General features: G+C 44.4%; 13 protein-coding genes. 8 read left to right on the top strand and 5 right to left on the bottom strand.

Annotated elements, in window-relative coordinates:
- Positions 1-222 precede the first annotated feature (222 nt).
- Together AC438_RS10275 and gmhB are read left to right on the top strand one after the other, a co-directional pair.
- Positions 223-1,284, top strand: a complete 1,062-nt coding sequence (locus tag AC438_RS10275) for a glycosyltransferase family 9 protein (protein ID WP_202904745.1) — start codon at positions 223-225, stop codon at positions 1,282-1,284.
- Complete coding sequence (gene gmhB, locus AC438_RS10270; protein ID WP_053981174.1) at positions 1,277-1,777, top strand: D-glycero-beta-D-manno-heptose 1,7-bisphosphate 7-phosphatase; 501 nt, start codon at positions 1,277-1,279, stop codon at positions 1,775-1,777. Before AC438_RS10275 ends, gmhB begins: the two co-directional genes overlap by 8 nt.
- Before the next feature lie 24 nt (positions 1,778-1,801).
- Here the strand turns inward: gmhB and AC438_RS10265 are convergent, their stop codons facing one another.
- Positions 1,802-2,368 (bottom strand): hypothetical protein, encoded by a 567-nt coding sequence (locus tag AC438_RS10265; protein ID WP_053981173.1) that lies wholly within the window; start codon positions 2,366-2,368, stop codon positions 1,802-1,804.
- 101 nt (positions 2,369-2,469) lie between these two features.
- Entirely contained in the window at positions 2,470-3,924 is a 1,455-nt protein-coding gene (gene hemN, locus AC438_RS10260) for an oxygen-independent coproporphyrinogen III oxidase (RefSeq protein ID WP_082354094.1), read from the bottom strand.
- A 275-nt stretch (positions 3,925-4,199) separates the two neighbouring features.
- Between hemN and AC438_RS10255 the strand changes: the two genes are divergently transcribed.
- Entirely contained in the window at positions 4,200-4,709 is a 510-nt protein-coding gene (locus AC438_RS10255; protein WP_053981172.1) for a flavin reductase family protein, read from the top strand.
- Between the two features lie 75 nt (positions 4,710-4,784).
- Here the strand turns inward: AC438_RS10255 and AC438_RS10250 are convergent, their stop codons facing one another.
- Both AC438_RS10250 and AC438_RS10245 read right to left on the bottom strand, forming a co-directional pair.
- Positions 4,785-5,099 (bottom strand): cell division protein ZapA, encoded by a 315-nt coding sequence (locus tag AC438_RS10250; RefSeq protein ID WP_053981171.1) that lies wholly within the window; start codon positions 5,097-5,099, stop codon positions 4,785-4,787.
- Between the two features lie 43 nt (positions 5,100-5,142).
- Entirely contained in the window at positions 5,143-5,367 is a 225-nt protein-coding gene (locus AC438_RS10245; protein WP_053981170.1) for a hypothetical protein, read from the bottom strand.
- A gap of 197 nt (positions 5,368-5,564) precedes the next feature.
- Here AC438_RS10245 and AC438_RS10240 point away from each other — a divergent pair, with 197 nt between their 5' ends.
- Positions 5,565-6,137, top strand: coding sequence for a UPF0149 family protein (locus tag AC438_RS10240; RefSeq protein ID WP_156317059.1), 573 nt, complete (start codon positions 5,565-5,567; stop codon positions 6,135-6,137).
- A 52-nt stretch (positions 6,138-6,189) separates the two neighbouring features.
- Positions 6,190-7,512 (top strand): Xaa-Pro aminopeptidase, encoded by a 1,323-nt coding sequence (gene pepP, locus AC438_RS10235; RefSeq protein WP_053981168.1) that lies wholly within the window; start codon positions 6,190-6,192, stop codon positions 7,510-7,512.
- 731 nt (positions 7,513-8,243) lie between these two features.
- Here pepP and rmf read toward each other — a convergent pair.
- Complete coding sequence (gene rmf, locus AC438_RS10230) at positions 8,244-8,447, bottom strand: ribosome modulation factor (protein WP_053981167.1); 204 nt, start codon at positions 8,445-8,447, stop codon at positions 8,244-8,246.
- Between the two features lie 429 nt (positions 8,448-8,876).
- On the opposite strand from rmf, the gene rlmKL reads away from it, so the two are divergent.
- The 3 genes from rlmKL to AC438_RS10215 all read left to right on the top strand — a co-directional run.
- Entirely contained in the window at positions 8,877-11,030 is a 2,154-nt protein-coding gene (gene rlmKL / locus AC438_RS10225; RefSeq protein ID WP_053981166.1) for a bifunctional 23S rRNA (guanine(2069)-N(7))-methyltransferase RlmK/23S rRNA (guanine(2445)-N(2))-methyltransferase RlmL, read from the top strand.
- A gap of 75 nt (positions 11,031-11,105) precedes the next feature.
- Positions 11,106-13,106, top strand: coding sequence for an excinuclease ABC subunit UvrB (uvrB, locus tag AC438_RS10220; RefSeq protein WP_082354093.1), 2,001 nt, complete (start codon positions 11,106-11,108; stop codon positions 13,104-13,106).
- A gap of 469 nt (positions 13,107-13,575) precedes the next feature.
- The coding region (locus AC438_RS10215; protein ID WP_053981164.1) for a beta strand repeat-containing protein at positions 13,576-19,945 on the top strand (6,370 nt) is incomplete at its 3' end.

Below are 19,945 nucleotides of genomic sequence, written 5' to 3'. Positions count from 1 at the left end.
TATACGCTCTGTGGGTATTGTGCTGTAAACTAAGTGTAAAATACACGTTGATCGGCAGCTTGCTGGACGTACTGATAGCTCTGTGCGTTTTTAGGCTATTTTGAGTATTTTGTGTGGTGACTGTTGATATTTAAGGCATCGATTTGCCTTGGAAGTCGTTAGATTGGGCTTTTAGGTGTTGATTCGTTAAACTGACGCCTTTTGATATTGCAAGGGCGCTATGTGACTCCCATTAACTCAATTTGTATTATCCGGCTTTCGGCTATTGGTGATGTTTGTCATGTAGTGGCTGTTGTTCAGGCCATCCAGGCTTTTTACCCTGAGGCGCATATCACTTGGGTGATTGGTAAGACAGAAGCCGCTCTTTTACAAGGCTTACCCGGTGTAAAGTTCGTTATCTTTGATAAGGGTGAAGGCCTTCGCGCTTACCATAAATTACGTATGGATTTGCCAGAAACCTTTGATATCTTATTGCATATGCAAGTGGCTTTACGTGCCAACTTTGCCGCAGCTTGTATTCGTGCTAAGCGTAAAATTGGTTTTGCGCGCCATTTATCTAAAGAACTACATGGATTAGTGGTTAATGAGCGTGCCCCAGCGCCAGATAGACCGCATGTATTAGAGGGCTTTGCGGCGTTTGCTCATACTATTGGCGTACCGCGCTTTACTCCTACGTGGGATATCCCAATAGCTAGCGCACAGAAGCAATGGCTCATGGCATTATGTCATAGTCATAAAATCGATGCCCAAGATAAGGTATTTATCGTTTCTCCGGGGGCCAGTAATCCAGAGCGCAATTGGCTGCCTGAGCGCTACGCGCAAGTGATCGACTATGCGGCGAAACAAGGCTTTCGCATTATTTTGTGTGGTGGGCCAACACCTCAAGAGCGCGAATTATCGCATGCCATACAACGTAACTGTGAATGCTCGCCAATTGATATTGTGGGTAAAACCCATCTCAAGCAACTACTGGCGTTGTTAAAAAGAGCTGACATTGTCTTAAGTCCCGACTCAGGTCCTGTCCATATGGCAACCACACAAGGCACCCCAGTGATTGGCTTATATGCGCATAGCAACCCTGCACGTACAGGGCCTTTTGCCTCACAAGGGTTGGTTGCAGAGGTCTACCATGCTGTACTGCTGGCGCAAACGGGGCGCAATGCCATGACGCTAAAATGGGGTCGGCGATTAAAGGGGAATAATCTCATGGCGCAAATTACCGTTGAAAGCGTGTTGCAGCAATTTGATAAGGCGGCTCGAGCGCTGGAAAACACGCATGACTAAAGGCCTTTTTTTAGATCGTGATGGGGTCATTAATGTCGATAAAGGCTACGTCCACCGTATCGAAGACTTTGAGTTCTTACCCGGTATCTTTGCTTTTTGTCGTCGCGCTAGTGTGTTGGGGTATAAAATTTTTGTAGTGACTAACCAGTCGGGTATTGCACGAGGTTTTTATACCGAGCATACGTTCTTAATGTTAACTACATGGATGAAGCAGCGTTTTGTTGATCACGGAGTGCATATTGAAGCAGTCTTTTTTTGCCCTCACCACCCAAGCGAAGGGCAGGGGCAATATTTGCAAGCTTGTGAATGTCGTAAACCCCAGCCAGGGATGCTTAAGCAAGCATTACGCGATTATGATTTAGAGGCTAGTGAATGCCTGTTAATTGGTGATAGTTCAAGTGATATTGATGCTGCAAGGTGCGTGGGTATGCCAAGCGTTAAGGTCAGTCGTAACGATATTGATTTTACGCAATTACAGGCAGTGTTAAAGTGACCCATATGACGAGCATGGCGTGATTTACTCAAAGGTAACTTTTTGAGCTTGGCTGTCACATAGACCCGAGTCGTTATCACACACCTCAAGAATCATGTAAAGATTACTCGGATGGCCGGTAAATAATGGCGTGATATCAAAATGTGTATTATCTGCTCTTCGTGTAGAGCAAGAGAGAGTATCTGAGCCATTGAGGTAAGGGTTGGCTGTATGGCTATTAAAGTGACAGTAAGCAAAACCGGAGTGATCACAGCTGCGGTCATAACCGCAGTAAGCCGTGTCGAGCTCATAAGCCCCAATGAGGCTTGGCCGGTCATTGATATAAATACCTGCCGAATAATCATCATAGCTACTCACATCCCACCATAATTCAAAATACCCGTTATCAAGTAAAGGGTCTATGAATAAGTTTTGCGAAAAAACGCCATGGCTTTCTTGAAAGGTGTTAAAGCGAAGGTTGCTATGGCCATAACTATCGACGACTTCCCAGTAATGAATGTATGGCGCTTCTAGCTCTTCATGATAGTGGTCGTCGCAAGCGCTCAATACGGCAGCGCTTAAACACAATGCAGTGACTTTGATAATATTCATGGCAGACTCTTTTCTTTTAACTGGTAAGCGTTGAGTCTAAGCGTTTATAAATTAACGCCAAATGAATGCGCCACCAGCGACGAAACCTGCTCGTAGTGATATTAAATAATGCGTGAATACCTTGATCCGTTAATATTGGCTTGAAGATAGCGGTCAAATACCATACAAATACGTCGAATAAGTAACCGTCCAGTGGCTTTTACGGTAAATCCATAGGCTTGCATGTCCAGTAAGTGATCGTCAGCCAGATGCTTAAGGGTCTCCAACTCAGGCGCAAAATAGCTCGCAAAGTGGATAGAGAATTTCTTTTCAATAGTTGCGTAATCGAGGGTGAAATGGCAAATCAGTTGATTGATGACAGCTTTTCGGAGCAGGTCGTCATCACTGAGTGTTAAGCCTCGGTGAATCGGTAATTGCTGGGAGTTAATGGCTGCAATATAAGGTGCTATCGCTTTATGATTTTGAGCAAAGGTATTGTCCAGCGCATTAATTGCCGATACACCAAAGGCCATTAAATCGCAGTTTCCATGCGTGGCATAACCCTGAAAATTGCGATGTAATGCGCCTTGCTTTTGCAAAATGGCAAGTTCGTCATCGGGTAGTGCAAAATGATCCATGCCAATATAGATATAACCGGCACGTGTTAATTGTATGATCGAGTCATGAAGCATTGTCAGTTTATCTTGGGGCTCAGGAAGTGTTTGAGCATCGATTTGTTTCTGCACTTTAAAGAGCTCAGGCATGTGCGCATAATTAAACAATGATAAGCGATCAGGGCGTAGTGCTATCACTTGATCTAAGGTGGTGGCAAAGCTATCGCACGTTTGATGGGGTAAGCCGTAAATCAAATCTAAGCTAATGGCTTTATACTGATAGTGGCGTGCGGCAATGATTAAGTCTTTAACTTCTTGCTCACTGTTAAATCGATTAACCGCCCTTTGCACGCGTGGGTTAAAGTCTTGGACGCCTAGGCTTAATCGGTTAAAGCCCAGCTCTCGCAAAAAGCCTAAACGCTCGGGTGTTACGGTTTGTGGGTGAATTTCTATGGAGTATTCACCTGAGTCATCACTTTGCCAATGAAAATGCTGCTGTATTTTACGGATTAATGCTTTGAGCTGGTCGTCACTAATATATGTTGGGGTCCCACCACCTAAATGCAATTGTAGTAAGGGGCGGCGTGTATCGACCCAAGCCGCTTGCATATCGATTTCGGTCTGCAGCGCGTTTAAATAAGGCTCGGCACGCTTCTTGTCGGCGGTGATGATTTTATTGCAACCGCAGTAGTAGCAAACAGTGTCGCAAAAAGGAATGTGAACATAAAGACTTAATGGGTTGCCCTTTGCGTTGCTTCGCATCATTGCGCTTTGCCAGTTTTGTTCAGTGAAGTCGTCGCTAAATTGTGGCGCTGTAGGGTACGAGGTGTAGCGTGGCCCGGTTAAATCATGTCGACGAATTAAGCTATCATCCCAAAGCGGTGCAGGGTGGTTTGAGCGGTTGTATTGAAAGACGCTACCGTCTAATTCTTTGAGTTTTGCGGTATCAATAGTGCGCGTCATGGTTAGCCCTGTCAGTAAAGGTAGTGACTGCAAAACACGGTAACTGTATGCATATGATTAGCACATAGACATAGCCGTGTGTGGTTTTGGGTATAGCAGTACATGGGGCCGAAGATTATAGAGCGCCCATACTGAGGGGCTTTGATCTTAATCAAATAGAAAAATAGTCACCTTTATTGCGGACGAATAGGTTAGAAAGCGCTAGGCTTGTTTATTAGCATTGTCTTTTAGGTGTGATGTGTATAATGAATGTTTTGTCTATTTAAGGTTGAGTTATGTCAGATGTTGTACCCGTGCCAATGGATTTAGCGGACGCGATGAAAAAGGGGATGCGCCAATGGGCCAGTGGTGTGGCTGTTATTAGTACCAAGGATACTAGCGGTTTACCCCATGCGATGACGGCATCATCACTCACCTCGGTGACTGACAACCCGCCTTCATTACTGGTGTGCGTGAATAAAAGTGCGCGAATGGCCGGTATGCTCACCACCGAGACTCTGTTTTGCGCCAATTTACTGACCGAGCAACAACAAAGCCTATCTAATGCCTGCGCCAATCCCGCTGAGCAAGATAAGCGCTTTGATGATGCCTCATGGGATATACAGGGAACCCCGCGCTTAACGTCAGCATCAGTGAGTTTTGAGTGTAGGGTCGTCAATAGCGTGCCTCAAGGGACGCATAATATTGTAGTCGGCGAAATCATTGCTGTGCATTTCAATGCACAAAGTACCTTACCTCTGTGTTATTGGAATGGAGGGTATCAGCGTTTAAATATTGCGCTGTAAGCACTTGTGTTTATCACGCAATATCCAGCCAGATCTTATGGGATAAGTTATCAGGGATAAGTTATCGGATGTGGGTTATGGGTTAAGGGCGCTATCAATTTTATCCATAAGTGCTTGAAGTTTATGCCCTGGTAGTGGTTGAGTTGTTTCGCCACTGCGGGCATTACTGACGTTGAGCTCGTTGCATAAATTTAATGCAACCACGACCAATAATTGATCAAAATTGCACGCAGCTCCACTACCTTGGCTGCGTAGTGTTTTTAGGCGCTCGTCTAAAGTTTTGGCCGCATGCTGTAATGCGGCTTTCTCATTGGGTGTACAAGCCACAGCAAATTCGCGCCCCAGTATACTGACGGGTACTTTTTGGGCGCGCATAGGGTCTAGTGTCATCTAATCAGCCATTTATTCGGTAGTGTTGATGCTTTGAGATGCTTTAGCTTTCTAGCGAAATTGCTAGCATCATCAATTGCTCACTTAGCTTTGCTCTTTGTGATTCAATAACATGAATGCGTTTTTGTGATTGCTCAAGCTGCTGCTCCAGTAATGTATTGCGACGCTCCAATGTATGTGTGTAGGCGATCAGAGCATCAAGCTTTGCTTCGAGTGAGCGCATAATATCATCGTGTTCGCTTAATGCTTGCTTAGGAGATGGTTGCACAGGTAAAGCCTCCGTGTCGTTATGCCTTACATAGCTACACTCGTCGAGCCTATGTAATGACCAAAGACATTGTCGTTGATTGACTGTCATATTGCTAGCGCATCGCATCGCATACCCGTGTTAGCATGCACACTTTTTTAAAATGAGCAATTATCGCCCAGTACAGCACGCCGATTGGGCCAAAAGTGGAGCAAAAAATGACCGATATTACTGCTATTTATTCTTGGGAGCACTGGAGTGACTTTTTATATCGTCTAGGGGCGATTAACACTCCCGCCGATTTACAAGGTTTTGTCACCGGTTTATTAGCTGGAGGAGACCCTTTAGATACCAATAAATGGCTTGCTTGCGCGACGGAATTTATGGATCTTCCTGAGCCTTTAAGCACCTTAGAAGACAAAGAGGCGATAGGTGCGTATGCCATTATTGCCAAGCAGGCGCTAAAAGACAGCAATTACGGGTACAAACTTCTACTCCCTGATGATGCCGTATCGATGGGGCAAAGAACTGAAGCCTTAGGCGCTTGGTGCCAAAGCTTTTTAATGGGCTTTGGGATCTCAGGTTGCGATGCACAACAGTTAGATGAAGATGGTACCGATATGTTGACGAGCCTCGCCGAAGTCGCACAAATAGATGCCGACTTAGAAGACACTGAAGAAAACGAAACACTCTATACCGAGCTGTGTGAATTTGTTCGTATTGCCGCCTTATATTTGTTTCAGCATAACTCATCACGTGACTCTGCAGATCAAAGCAGTGATATTCACTAAGTCGTCTCAATAACCCTAATTACGATTAAACCCCTTTTGTTTTGGAGAATTTATGACTCTTTCGACCCATGCATTAGCGCAACACCGTAGCCAGCTAATGGCACTGATGGCGCCCAACAGTATTGCTGTGATACCTGCTGCCAGCGCTAAGGTTCGCAGTCGAGATACTGATTATATCTTTCGTCAAAGTAGTGATTTTTATTATTTATCGGGCTTTGAAGAGCCGGAGGCGCTTTTGGTGTTGGTGCCAGGCCGCCCAGAAGGTGAATTCATTATTTTTTGTCGCGAGCGCAATAAAAATATGGAAATTTGGGAAGGCATAATGGCCGGCCCAGAAGGCGCAAAGACACATTTTGGTGCCGACCAAAGCTTTACCATTGGCGAAGTCGATGTTGAACTGCCTAAGCTGATTGATGGCCGCGATAAAATGTATTTCCCGATTGGCGAGGATGCCAATTTTGACGAGCAAATGACAGGTTGGCTGAACCAAGTACGTGCTAAAGTGCGTGCTGGTGCGCAACCGCCAGCAGAGTTTGCGAGTATTGATGCTTTGATTCACAGCTTGCGTCTTATTAAGGGCGAAGAAGAAATCGCGTTAATGAAGGCATCTTCTTTATTGGCTGCGCAGTCTCATATTCGGGCCATGGAATACTGTAAGGCGGGTGTTTTTGAGTATCAACTAGAGGCTGAAATTTTACACAACTTTGCCATGAATGGTGCTCGCTCAGCGGCTTATAACACCATTGTTGGTGGTGGCCATAATGCCTGTATCCTACATTACACTGAAAATAATCAGGTATTAAAAGAGGGCGACTTAGTATTAATTGATGCAGGCTGTGAGCTTGATTTTTACGCGTCAGATATTACCCGTACATTTCCAGTGAATGGGACATTCAGTGAGCCACAAAAGGCACTCTATCAATTAACGTTGGATGCACAACTGGCAGCGCTCGATGTTATGAAGCCCGGCCATCGTTGGAATGAGCCTCACGAAGCCACCGTGCAAGTGATTACCCAAGGTTTGGTCGACTTAGGTTTATTACACGGTGATGTGCAAGAGCTGATAAATACGGGTGCTTATAAGCGCTTCTATATGCACAGAGCTGGGCACTTTTTGGGTATAGACGTGCATGATGTGGGCGCTTATAAGGTTGATGGTCAGTGGCGTACCTTAGAAGAGGGTATGACAATGACGATTGAACCAGGCATTTATGTGCAACCCGACGACGAAAGCGTTGATGCTAAGTGGCGAGGTATTGGTGTTCGAATAGAAGATGATATTCTTATCACCGCAACAGGCAATCAAGTGATGACCGATGCAGTACCAAAAACAATCGAAGCTATCGAGGCCTTAATGGCCAAAAAATCTCGTTAATACCGATGCGCGCTATACAATAATGATCTCTAATATGTATGCGCAATAAAAAGCCCCTAGGCCATATAAACCTTAGGGGCTGCCGCTCTTTGTAGCGACTGGAATGGCCGAAGCCTGAGTGGTCAACGCACAATGAGTATGCGTAAATATGTGGGTATCAGTAAATTGTTTATAAGCTACCCTCGCATTGAATGGCTAAAGTGTTAATCTTACGCAGCAAGAAACACTAACGTAAGCTCAGTACTGTAAGTCCAGTACTTTGCGGATGTATCCCGAAATAATGCAATATCCTCTCTCAGTTTGTTTTAACGCAGCTTAACTCCGCACGTGATGTGCTTATGGTTACCATAAATAATGCATTGCTTGTGGCGTATTATGGGTTTGTAGATTTTTACGCCTTGGCTTACCACGGAGTATTGCGGCGCCGATAGGTAAACGTTACTCGCCTCCTCATATTATCAATGTTTATTTACTTCTTTATTTGATTTGTCGCATTGTGCCAGATTTTGGCTCTGGCAGGCCACCGTAAAGGGCAATCGCCCTTTTATAGGTTAAATGAGCAAATTTCAGGCTCATTGTATACGCTTTTTACAGTGCCCTTACAATCACTCTATATTGAGATGCTGACTGTCATTGCTTGATCAGGGCTTGTAAATTGTGCTCTGTAAGTTGCGTCGAATCAGTGATTTACATAAACGATACAGTAAGAGATTTTACCCACTGGGCGTCAGTCACATATTACTTAAGCGCTGAGCTTGCGCTGCGGGGCCAAAGCCATTCCAGTTGTCTTCTCGGCCATCTCGCCAGCCGGCCATCCAATTAGCGCGTGGTTCACCGGACTCAAATGGGCAATTACCCCATGATTTTCCAGCAACACCGGCTTGGTAGCCTTTGGTAAAAGCGCGATTTGTGTGACTACGTTTTTGTGTTTTCATAAATCAGAGATACCTCTCAAGTGTTTTTGCTATAACCCTTACTCAGTTGCCGTTACAATGTCGCCCAAAATGTTAGCTGCTGTTTGTGTTGCTAGCTATAGGTTTTATTGAGCCTGCTCAAGTGTGCTGACCTGCGCCATGTTTGTAACCTGAATTCAGGGACTAGTTTGTTTACGTACTAGTTCAGTTAATCTAGTAATGGAAGACTAGTTTCACATCAAAGGTTAGAGAATCGTTTGCACGCCTACGTTAGCTTATGTGTCCTAATACACTAAGGTTACATTAAGGTGACAAACGCGCCGCTGCTTAAGCGGATGTTCAGTAAAACAAATTTTCTTATAACAGTGAACGACTATTTGTTTCTAATAATGGGGGTTTTAAGCCTTTCTTGTTATAAAAACAGGTTGAACTTTAATTAAAGAGAGCGATATGCAGTTTTTTGTCACTTGCCCAAAGGGCTTCGAAGATTTATTACTGACAGAGATCATGGCCTTGGGAGGCCAAGATTGTAAGTCAACTGTTGCAGGCGTTTCTTGTGATGGGCCTTTAGAGCTGGGTTATAAAATTGCGCTCAATTCGCGTTTGGCTAACCGCTTATTATGGTGCCTAAGCAAAGAAGCCATTGAGACAGGCGATGACCTGTACGACGTGGTAAAAGATATTCCTTGGCGTAGTCTAACTCGTGAAAGCAGCAGTTTTGCTGTTGATTTTACAGGCTCTAATCGTGCGATTAACAACACGCAATACGGTGCATTACGCATCAAAGATGCCATTGTTGATTATTGGCGTGACGAAGGTTTTGAACGTCCAAATGTTAGCAAGCAAGACCCAGATATTCGTATCAATGCCCGCTTAAGCAAAGGGGTTGTGACCATTGCACTCGATTTTGTGGGCGGAAGTTTGCATCAGCGTGGTTACAGGCAAGAGCAAGGTATTGCACCGCTCAAAGAAAACTTAGCGGCGGCAATTTTATTGCGGATGGGCTGGCCTGACGTGGCTGCAGCAGGGGGCAGCTTGATAGACCCGATGTGTGGTTCAGGTACTTTTTTAACCGAAGCGGCTTTAATGGCATTAAAAATAGCCCCTGGCATGTTCCGTGGACATTGGTCATTTGAGCACTTCAAAGTGCATAATGTTTACGAATGGGAGACCTTGCTAAAAGAAGCGAAAGCGCACCAGCAACAAGCGATTACTCAGCCTTTACCGCCTATCATAGGCTTTGATATGCATCCACCAGTACTGCGCTCGGCCAACCACAATATTGAACGCGCAGGTCTGCAAAACTGCGTTAGCGTGGGGCATAACGCGTTGAGTCAGCTGCGTTGCGACCCAGAGTGGCCCAAGGGCTTAATATTAACCAACCCACCCTATGGCGAGCGTTTGGGAGAAATCGAAGCCCTTAAGGGGACTTACTTGCAAATGGCGCAAGTGGCTAAAGAATACTTTGCTGGTTGGACAATTGGGGTTTTTACCGGTAACCCCGAGCTTGCGCAAAACATGCGTATGCGGGCAAGTAAAAAGAATAAACTCTTTAACGGTGCCATTGCTTGTGAATTGCAACAATTCAAAATATTAGATGCCAGCGAAGCCACCCTGCGCAAAGGAGAAGCAACCAATGAGCGTCCTATTATTGTTAAATTGAGTGACGGCGCCACAATGATTGCCAATCGATTGCGCAAAAATATGAAAGCGTTAAAGCCATGGCTTAAAAATACCCCTACTGACTGCTACCGCATTTATGATGCCGATATGCCTGAATATGCAGCGGCTATTGATTGGTATGCAGGCCATATTCATTTGCAAGAATATGCCGCGCCAAAAACAGTGAACCCTCAAGCGGCACGCGTCCGATTTAATGAAATTGTGTCTGCTGTGTGCGCGGTCTTTGAGATAACACCTGATGATATCGCGATAAAAACTCGTGAACGTAATAAAGGTGATAAGCAATATCAAAAATTTGAAGACGCTGACGCTCAAGATATACAGGTGCAAGAAGGCAATGCCAGATTATGGGTCAATTTACACAAGTATTTGGATACCGGCTTGTTTTTAGATCATCGACCGCTACGGTTAAAAATGGCTAATGAAGTTTACGGTAAGCGATTTTTAAATTTGTTTTGTTATACCGCATCAGCGACTGTACATGCGGCATTGGGGGGGGCTAAAAAAACAGTTAGTGTCGACATGAGCAAAACGTATTTAGCTTGGGCTGAGCGCAACTTTGCCCTTAATCATATTAGTACTGCCACTAATGAATTTGTTCAAAGCGATTGCAGTCAGTACCTGGCAAATTGCCGCGAAGGTTTTGATGTCATTATGCTTGACCCACCGAGTTTTTCAAACTCAAAGCGTATGGAAGACGTATTAGACATTCAGAGAGATCATGTGGCTTTAATCAAGCGCTGCATGGAGGTGTTACTACCCGGTGGTGTTTTATATTTTTCTAACAATTTACGCTCGTTTAAGTTAGCCATAGATGAATTGAGTGATTTTACGATAAAAGATATTACTCGCGAAACGATCGATAAAGACTTTGCGCGTAATAGTAAAATACATCAATGTTTTGAAATTAGACAAAAATAATATCCAACTCAGTGTAGGCGTAATGAATACGCTAGAAGAATAAACACTGTCAAAAGTGCAATGAAAGGTTATGTAATGAAACGTTTTGAAGTAAAAGGTGCGTTTAAGCCTGCAGGTGATCAGCCTGCAGCCATTCAAGCCTTAGTCGAGGGAATAGAAGACGGTCTTGCACACCAAACACTATTAGGTGTAACAGGTTCAGGTAAAACATTTACTATTGCCAATGTTATTGAGCAGGTTCAGCGACCCACGATGGTGATGGCTCATAACAAAACATTAGCCGCCCAGCTTTACAGTGAATTAAAAGAGTTCTTCCCTAATAATGCGGTGGAATATTTCGTCTCTTATTATGATTATTATCAGCCCGAAGCTTACGTGCCTAGCTCTGATACGTTTATTGAGAAAGATGCCTCAGTCAACGAGCACATCGAGCAAATGCGCCTCAGTGCCACTAAAGCATTAATGGAGCGTGAAGATGCAATTGTAGTGGCGACAGTGTCGGCTATTTACGGCCTAGGCGATCCCGAAGCGTACTTAAAAATGGTGATTCATTTAGTCTTGGGCGATCAAATGAATCAACGTACATTATTACAGCGCTTGGCCGAGTTACAATACACACGCAATGATATTGAATTTCATCGTGCTACTTACCGTGTTCGCGGTGACATTATTGATGTCTTTCCCGCCGATAGCGAAGACTTGGCGTTGCGCATCGAATTATTTGATGACGAAATTGAGAATATTGCGTTATTCGATCCTTTAACAGGTCAAGTTATTCAAAAAGTACAGCGTTACACACTGTATCCTAAAAGCCATTATGTAACACCTCGTGAGCGTATTTTAGAAGCCGTTGATAACATCAAGGCAGAGCTTGGCCCAAGGTTAGAATATTTGCGTGCCAACGATAAACTCATAGAAGCTCAACGCTTAGAGCAACGGGTAAAATACGATGTAGAAATGATGCAGGAGCTAGGCTACTGCAACGGCATTGAAAATTACTCGCGCTATTTATCGGGTCGTGACCCAGGCTTAGCGCCACCAACACTCTATGATTACCTGCCTGATAACGCCTTGCTTGTTATTGATGAATCTCATGTTACCGTGCCGCAAATTGGCGCGATGTATAAAGGCGATCGCTCACGTAAAGAAACACTAGTGGAATATGGTTTTAGATTACCCTCTGCATTGGATAATAGGCCAATGCGTTTTGATGAGTGGGAAAATGCTGCTCCGCAAATGATCTTTGTGTCGGCGACACCTAGCAAATACGAAAAAGAGCATGCCAGTAATATTGTCGAGCAAGTTGTTCGCCCTACAGGTTTAATAGACCCTCAGTTAGAAATACGCCCGGCAACCACGCAAGTTGATGATTGCTTAAGTGAAATTCATAAAACGATTGCGAAAGACGATCGTGTATTAATCACGGTACTCACTAAGCGTATGGCTGAGGACTTAACCGATTTTTTACAAGAGCAGGGTGTGCGAGTACGTTACATACACTCTGATATTGAAACGGTTGAGCGTGTCGAAATTATTCGAGATTTACGGGCAGGCGTGTTTGATGTTTTAGTTGGTATTAACTTGTTGCGCGAGGGGCTAGACATGCCGGAAGTCGCGTTAGTGGCAATTCTTGATGCAGATAAAGAAGGTTTTTTACGTTCAGAAACCGCCTTAATACAAACAATTGGTCGTGCGGCACGGAACATTAATGGCCACTGTATCTTATATGCCGACAAGGTAACAGGCTCTATGCAACGGGCTATCGATGAAACTGATCGCCGTCGCCACAAACAAATTGAGCATAATAAAAAGCACGGCATTACTCCTAAAGGGATTAAAAAGAAAGTTTCCGATATTTTAGAAGGTGCTCGAATACCCGGCGCTAAAGTGGGCCGTAAAAAAGGCAATGCTGTAAAAGTTAATGCTATTCCAGAGGAGTTGATGGGTAAGGATGTATGGCAGCAAGTGAGCGAGCTAGAAAAAAACATGTTTGATGCCGCGAAGAATTTAGAATTTGAAAAAGCCGCCAACTTACGTGATTTGATTCATACCCTGAAAAAAGACAGTAATGCTTAAAGCGTAACACGTCATGAATGAAGCACGTTGAGTATTGATGAATGCTCTAATATACAGCCTCGTCTTGCGACCTAGAGTCGATTGGCTGTAGCATTTCTAAAGTCTTGTTAATAGGGTTGATTGTAGCCTGTATACTCCGGAAATATTAAAAAATAAGCGTTATATTATTTGAATATAACGCTTATTTTTTAATGAAAGGTCTTTATTGTTTTAAGTGTTATTGTTATTTTTTATATGACTTTAGGTATTTTTTTAGAGCGAGCATTAAGCTTTTTAAAACTAGTTAGACATTTTTCTTATGCTTGCATCAATTATGTTATAAAAAATAATAGTTTATACGTTTAATTGATCAGATTGCGAGCCTCTATCTTTGCATGGTTGGCTATTTCTGCATTGGTAAAAGTGTGCGAAATTTTTCAATCTTAGCTAGGCTTAGCATTATGTTTTTGCATTAATGTAGGTCTGACTTATGCTGTTTTCTTTTAAGGCGCAAGCATTTATCCCCTTTGGCAAATATTCAATTCATTGGATAGGGGGTATAGCTCTTTCATTACTTTTCGTACTTCCTCAGCAAGCCTTATCACAGTGCGGTAATACAGATACAGATGGCGATAATATCTTTGATTTATGCGATTGGGATGATGATAACGACGGGATTTTGGACCTTATTGAGGGATGCCAAGACTATACCGGTGTAGGCCCCACAGCCGACGGCGTTGAGGATACAGGCTTCCCCGAAGACTATTGGTCAGTCACTTACTTTGACGGATGGGATAGTATTCCTGGATCCAGTTATAACAGTACCACTGCGCCTACCTTTACCGGAGAAGCTTATTTAGGCTTTGGCCAAACAAGCACCTTTATTAATATTGGCGGCGCCGATAATGTTGTTTTGTCAGGCGAAGATTACACGGTAGGGTTGGTGGACTTTGTTCCGTCGACGACACCAACTAATGGCACACAGACTTATTATCAAGTTGTTCACCGGCGTACAGCGTCGCAAGCAGGTAACATTGCATTTGGTGGTGATGTCAATGATCGGCAAGTGGATGATGCCATTCGTATTATTATCAATGGTGTAACGGTTTTTAATCACTTTCCTGGTAGTAGTGACCCTCGCCCAGGTCCTTCTGTACCTGTCAGTATTGCGGTTAATGCCGGTGATGAAATGGAGGTCATTTTCGTTAATTTGGGCGGCCAAGGCGGCTATGCCTACACCTTCACAAATCCTGTGCAGCTACCGATCAAGCCTGATTCTGATAACGATGGCATTGCTGATTGTTTGGATATAGACAGCGATAACGATAGCGTTCCCGATAACGTAGAGGCACAGCTGACTAGCGCTTACATCACACCGACGAATACAGGCGTTGTCACGCCCGCTGATGTTGATAGCAACGGTGTTCCTACCGCTTATAGTCCAGCGGGTTTATCGCCAATAGATACCGACCGTGCAACCACTGATGGTAATGGCACACAGACGCTGCCCGACTACTTAGATAGCGACAGCGATGGCGATGGTATCGGTGATGCCTTTGAGGCTGGTAGTGGTGCTCTTTTATATATTGATACAGATGGCGATGGCCTAGATGATGGATTCGAAGGGGCAAGTGTTAACGATTCGGATATAAATGATGAGCTCGATTCTGGTGCTGTAGATACCCGTCATATCGATAACAGGATAACTGCGGAAGTTGATTTTAGAGAGTTATTCGATACTGATGGCGACAGTATCACCGATAGACTTGATCTTGATGATGATAATGACGGTATCACTGACGTGGATGAAGGGCAGGTTCAGTTAGTCACAGGTCCTTTAAGGACAAATACCTTTAACTCTACGACATCAGCCAGTAGCACTCTAGTGACAACGGCATGCAGCATTAATGTAAAGGCTACAGCGACTAATGGCGGTATTTTAACATCTACCCCCAATCATCGATTTGGTTTTAATGAGACTGATGGGGCTGGCTATTACCAGTATGTCTTTGAAAAACCTGTCTACAACTTTCAGGCATTCATATCCAGTATCGGTGCACGTGATATGAACTCGCTGGTAGGGGTGGGTAGCTTTGTCCTTATTTTAAGCGACGGGGAAATGATTCACACCGCTGATTTCTCTATATTCCCCGATGTTATCACACCCAATAGTACAATCGCAGGTTTCCCAACGGTCGGCAATGACGTAGAAAGTCTCATAAGAGGTGGTCCAGATGTGAATGGAGACTCTATCGGCGATTATTTAATGGATCCCAATCCGACATCCTCATCTTCTGTTTGGACGCAAGGTGCCGCACGCATCGAGTTTACCCATCCGAATGTCGCCCTTAAAGGAGTCAAAGCGCTGCATTTTGAATCCATCGGTATTGGTATTGGGCCTTACGCATCGATTAACTTTAAAGGTGAGGTTCAGTGTGAAGTAGACACAGATGCGGATGGTCTTGCTGATCACCGAGATGGTGACAGCGACAACGATAGTATCCCTGACAGCTGGGAGGCTGTGGCACTCAATACAGCCAGCTTAGATAGCAACGGGGATGGTTTTATTGACGTTTTTGAAGCGGGCGGTACCGATAACGCATCTGCTTATGGCAATAATGGTTTTACACAGAGCCTTGAATCTGACGATACCTTGAGTGCTTCTGCCAATGTGGCTGTTGTGGATTATGATGGCGATACATTGCCGGACTTTCGTGATTTAGATTCTGATAATGACGCGATTAGTGACTTAATCGAAGCGGGTAATGTATTGGCAATTAGTGGCGATACCGATAATAACGGACAAATAGATATTACCGCTCCTACCAACGGTTTACCCTCTATTGAAGTAGGTGATGATGGTATTGCTGATATTGCACAGAATAATAGTCACCGCACACCAGTGAGTCAGCTACCTCTTAATACCGATGGGGATACTGAGACTGGAGGGCTTCCGATTCCAGATTATCGTGATTTAGATACTGATAATGATGGTATTCCGGACTTGATCGAAAGCGCTAACCTTGCCGCTATTGCCTTAGATACCGATGGCGATGGCCAAATACAGCCTGATAAAAACATTGGTGCTGACGGTATTGCTAACGATGCCCAAGGTGGTAGCGATGGTGATCCACTGGCATTGCCCATTAACAGTGATGCAGCCTTTGAAGACTCTGCTAGTGTTCTGGCTGATTTTCGCGACTTAGATAGCGATAATGACGGATTGAACGACACCATAGAAGCGGGTGTTACTGATACTAATGCTGATGGTTTAGCTGACGAGGCTGATGCCGATGATAATGGCCTTGCCGACGCAGGCGCTGTGATCAATCCCACTGATAGCACCGCAGGTGGTGCACTGGATTATCAAACGCCACAAAGTGATGGGGCGACTAATGACAATACCACCATTAAAGTTGATGCCGCAACAGGAGTATTAAATACACTCACGGATACCGATGGCGATGGCATTCCCGATATAGAAGACACCACAACAACCTTTGGTGATATTCCTGATAATGATCGCGATGGCATTAGAGATGCGATTGACCTAGACGATGATAATGACGGTATTACCGATGTCGACGAAGATACTAATGCTTTAAATAATGGCGATACCGATGGCGATGGTGTTATCGACCGCTTTGATCTGGATTCTGATAATGACGGTATCCCTGATACGCTCGAAAATACCACAGCCGGAACCGCCTCGCTTGATGCGGACCTCAATGGCGTTATTGATATTACCGAGGCTGGCGGTACAGATAACCTAACCGCTTATGGTAATAATGGTTTTGTACAACAACTCGAATCCGATGATACCACAGCGGCAACAGCGCTTAATGCTCCGGCTAATACGGATGCTGATGGCTTACCTGATTATTTAGATCTTGACGCAGATAGTGATGGTATCCCTGATCTCATCGAAAGTGGCAGTGCGCTAGCCATGGCAGTAGATACAAATAATGATGCGCAAATTGATCATACAGAAGCTGTTGGTTTAGACGGTATTGCGGATAGTGTTCAGGGCGGTGCTGACGGTGGAGGGGTACTGAGACCACTTAACAGTGATAATGCAAATGAAGATAGTCGTGCAGTCATATTGGATTACCGCGATTTAGATTCTGATAATGACGGTATTAATGATGTTATTGAAAGCGGCTCGAGTAGCGATATTGATGGTAATGGCTTGGCTGACGGTATTGACCTTGATAATAACGGTTTGATTGATACAGGTATAACACTCACACCGACCGATACTCTTGCAGGGGGCCCCCTTGATTATCAAACGGCTCAAAGTGATGGTGCAGCTAACGATAACAATAATGCTACCTTAGTCGATTCTAGAACAGGTATTGTACTCGATTCGACCGATACTGATCGTGACGGCATTGCCGATAGTGATGACTCAACTCTGGCTTATGGCGATGCGCGCGATAGCGATAACGACGGTATCATCGATGCGATTGATTACGATGACGATAATGACGGAATCTTAGATACTGTCGAGAGTACCTGTGTCTTTGATGCCTCTTCAGTGATGCATAATATTGGCTGGGATCCCAATCTTATTGATGCTAGCAATGGAAGTAGCATTAATGGCAATACTGGGCTGTTAAAGACTGATCGCTATCAGCCTCACGCAGTGAATACTGATGGGTATTTACCCAATGCGCCTTCTCTACTCTTTGGGCCGGGGCTGGTTGATGAATCTGTTGCTTCATCCAATTTTGTGGGTGGGCACGGCTATATATTTGTCTCGGGTGCAACCGAGGGGGATGCTGACTCTGCAAAAGCAGCGGGCGATTATATTGAGTTTGGCTTTACCACCAGTACCGATACGGTAAGCTCACCGCGCTTTAGTTTATTGCAAGATGTGATTACCTATATTAACGGTACTTACCGAGGTAGAGGTGAGAATATCTCAGATGATTCAGCACGCCCTATTTACGCTGATTTTACTTACCAGATAGAAATATCGGCGGATAACTTTAACTCCTCTGTCATTTTAACCTCAGATAAAGTCACAACACGCACAGTCGATGGCTCAACGTTTACCAATACTAATCCCTATGATACGGGCTTTAATGAATTTGATAATTTCACTGGTGTAGGCTTAGCCTTATCTCCTGGTGTAACTTATCGCGTGCGCTTATACCTCTATGCAGCAGAAGATATTTCTGCGAATGGCTTTGTGACGCTAGATAATTTTCGGTTTAACGTAACACCTTGTCATAGTATTGACTCTGACGGAGACGGCTTGGTTAATAGCCGCGATATAGACTCCGATAATGATGGTATCCCCGATAATGTAGAAGCTCAAGTCAGTAGCAGTTATATACCGCCGAGCAACAACACATTAATGACCAGTGCTGATGTAAATAGCAACGGTATCCCTTTCGCTTATGGTGCGACGGGTTTGGTCCCTATCGACACCGATATGAGCGATATGGATGGTGACGGCTCGCAAACATTGCCTGATTACCTTGACTCTGACAGTGATAATGATGGGATTGCAGACGCTTATGAGGCTGGGGCAGGTAGTTTGATGTATATAGATACTGACGGCGATGGTCTAGATGATGGTTTTGAAGGTAGCGCGGTTGATGATGGCTTTGATGTGAATGATCAATTCGATAGTGGCGCAGTAGATACTCATAACCTCGCTAATACGGCAACGAATGAAGTCGACTTTAGGGAGGCTATTGACTCTGACAACGACGGAGTTACTAACCGAGACGACCTTGATAATGATAATGATGGGATCCCCGATAGCGTAGAGTGCCAAGTGTCAAATATTGACACCACATCGATTACTGGCGGCCAAGCGCTAAGAGTTGGCGATATGCCGGGCACGTTTACGCACAATATGAATGGCGATGCCCTTAGTACTGTTGTAACAATCCATGCTCCTGTAGCACTAGGAGGTGCTGCTGATCTGACCCTAAAAAACCAAGATAACCTGCTACGCTTTGCTGATGAGGCGGGATACGACCTTAATGACGGCCAAGAAGTACTTGTTGAGTTCTTGGTGGCACAGCAACCTGTTTTTGAAGCCTCAACTCTTATGGGGCAATCCAATATTAACCAAAGTGATGAATTTATTTTTGAGGCTTTGGGCGCGTCCAGTGATTTTTATTGGATTATAGAGTCATCCAATAATGCCACCATTGAGGCGAATGGAGCTACTTTACGTATTGTAGGTAACCAAAATGCAGGTTCGGGTGGATCTGCGCCTTTTGCTGAGTTTAGGGTTAAGGCCTCAACGGTCATACCTCAGGTCAAAATTTCTCATATTAATTTGATTGATAATGCAAGCAGTACAAATTCTGGTCGGTTTAACTTTTATATCTGCGCCGATAGTGACGGCGATGGTCTACTTGATGCTTTCGATTTAGATAGCGATAACGATGGTATTCCTGACGCTATTGAAAATGTCGATTTAATGACGACAAGCTTAGATCGCAATGCCGACGGTGTTATCAGCATTGCTGAAGCTGGCGGCATTGACAATATAACAGCCTATGGCCTCAATGGCTTTGTGCAAAGTTTAGAGACTGATGATACCAGTACGGCAACCGCCAATTCACCATCCGCCGATACGGATGGTGATGGTATTAAAGATTACCTCGATCTCGATTCAGATAATGACGCGATTAGTGACTTGGTCGAAAGTGGCAATATATTAGCTATTAATGCTGACGCCGACAGCAACGGTAGAATTGATATTACGGCGTCCTTTGGTAAGGATGGCATTGCTGATATTGCGCAAGATGGGGACAGCTCCCCAATTCATCATCTACCACTTAACATTGATTCGGTAGCCGAGCTAGCAGGCCAGCGTATTCCTGACTATAGAG

Origin of the sequence: Marinagarivorans algicola (assembly GCF_001292705.1) — a bacterium.
Classification (GTDB): Bacteria; Pseudomonadota; Gammaproteobacteria; order Pseudomonadales; family Cellvibrionaceae; genus Marinagarivorans; species Marinagarivorans algicola.
Note: the sequence above shows the minus strand (reverse complement) of the source record. Positions and strands in the feature narration are given on the sequence as shown.

Excerpts from the sequence above, each read along its gene's own strand:
- gmhB (WP_053981174.1), top strand. The coding sequence starts at position 1,277 with ATGACTAAAGGCCTTTTTTTAGATCGTGATGGGGTCATTAATGTCGAT.
- AC438_RS10265 (WP_053981173.1), bottom strand. The coding sequence starts at position 2,368 with ATGAATATTATCAAAGTCACTGCATTGTGTTTAAGCGCTGCCGTATTG.
- hemN (WP_082354094.1), bottom strand. The coding sequence starts at position 3,924 with ATGACGCGCACTATTGATACCGCAAAACTCAAAGAATTAGACGGTAGC.
- AC438_RS10255 (WP_053981172.1), top strand. The coding sequence starts at position 4,200 with ATGTCAGATGTTGTACCCGTGCCAATGGATTTAGCGGACGCGATGAAA.
- AC438_RS10250 (WP_053981171.1), bottom strand. The coding sequence starts at position 5,099 with ATGACACTAGACCCTATGCGCGCCCAAAAAGTACCCGTCAGTATACTG.
- AC438_RS10240 (WP_156317059.1), top strand. The coding sequence starts at position 5,565 with ATGACCGATATTACTGCTATTTATTCTTGGGAGCACTGGAGTGACTTT.
- pepP (WP_053981168.1), top strand. The coding sequence starts at position 6,190 with ATGACTCTTTCGACCCATGCATTAGCGCAACACCGTAGCCAGCTAATG.
- rmf (WP_053981167.1), bottom strand. The coding sequence starts at position 8,447 with ATGAAAACACAAAAACGTAGTCACACAAATCGCGCTTTTACCAAAGGC.
- rlmKL (WP_053981166.1), top strand. The coding sequence starts at position 8,877 with ATGCAGTTTTTTGTCACTTGCCCAAAGGGCTTCGAAGATTTATTACTG.
- uvrB (WP_082354093.1), top strand. The coding sequence starts at position 11,106 with ATGAAACGTTTTGAAGTAAAAGGTGCGTTTAAGCCTGCAGGTGATCAG.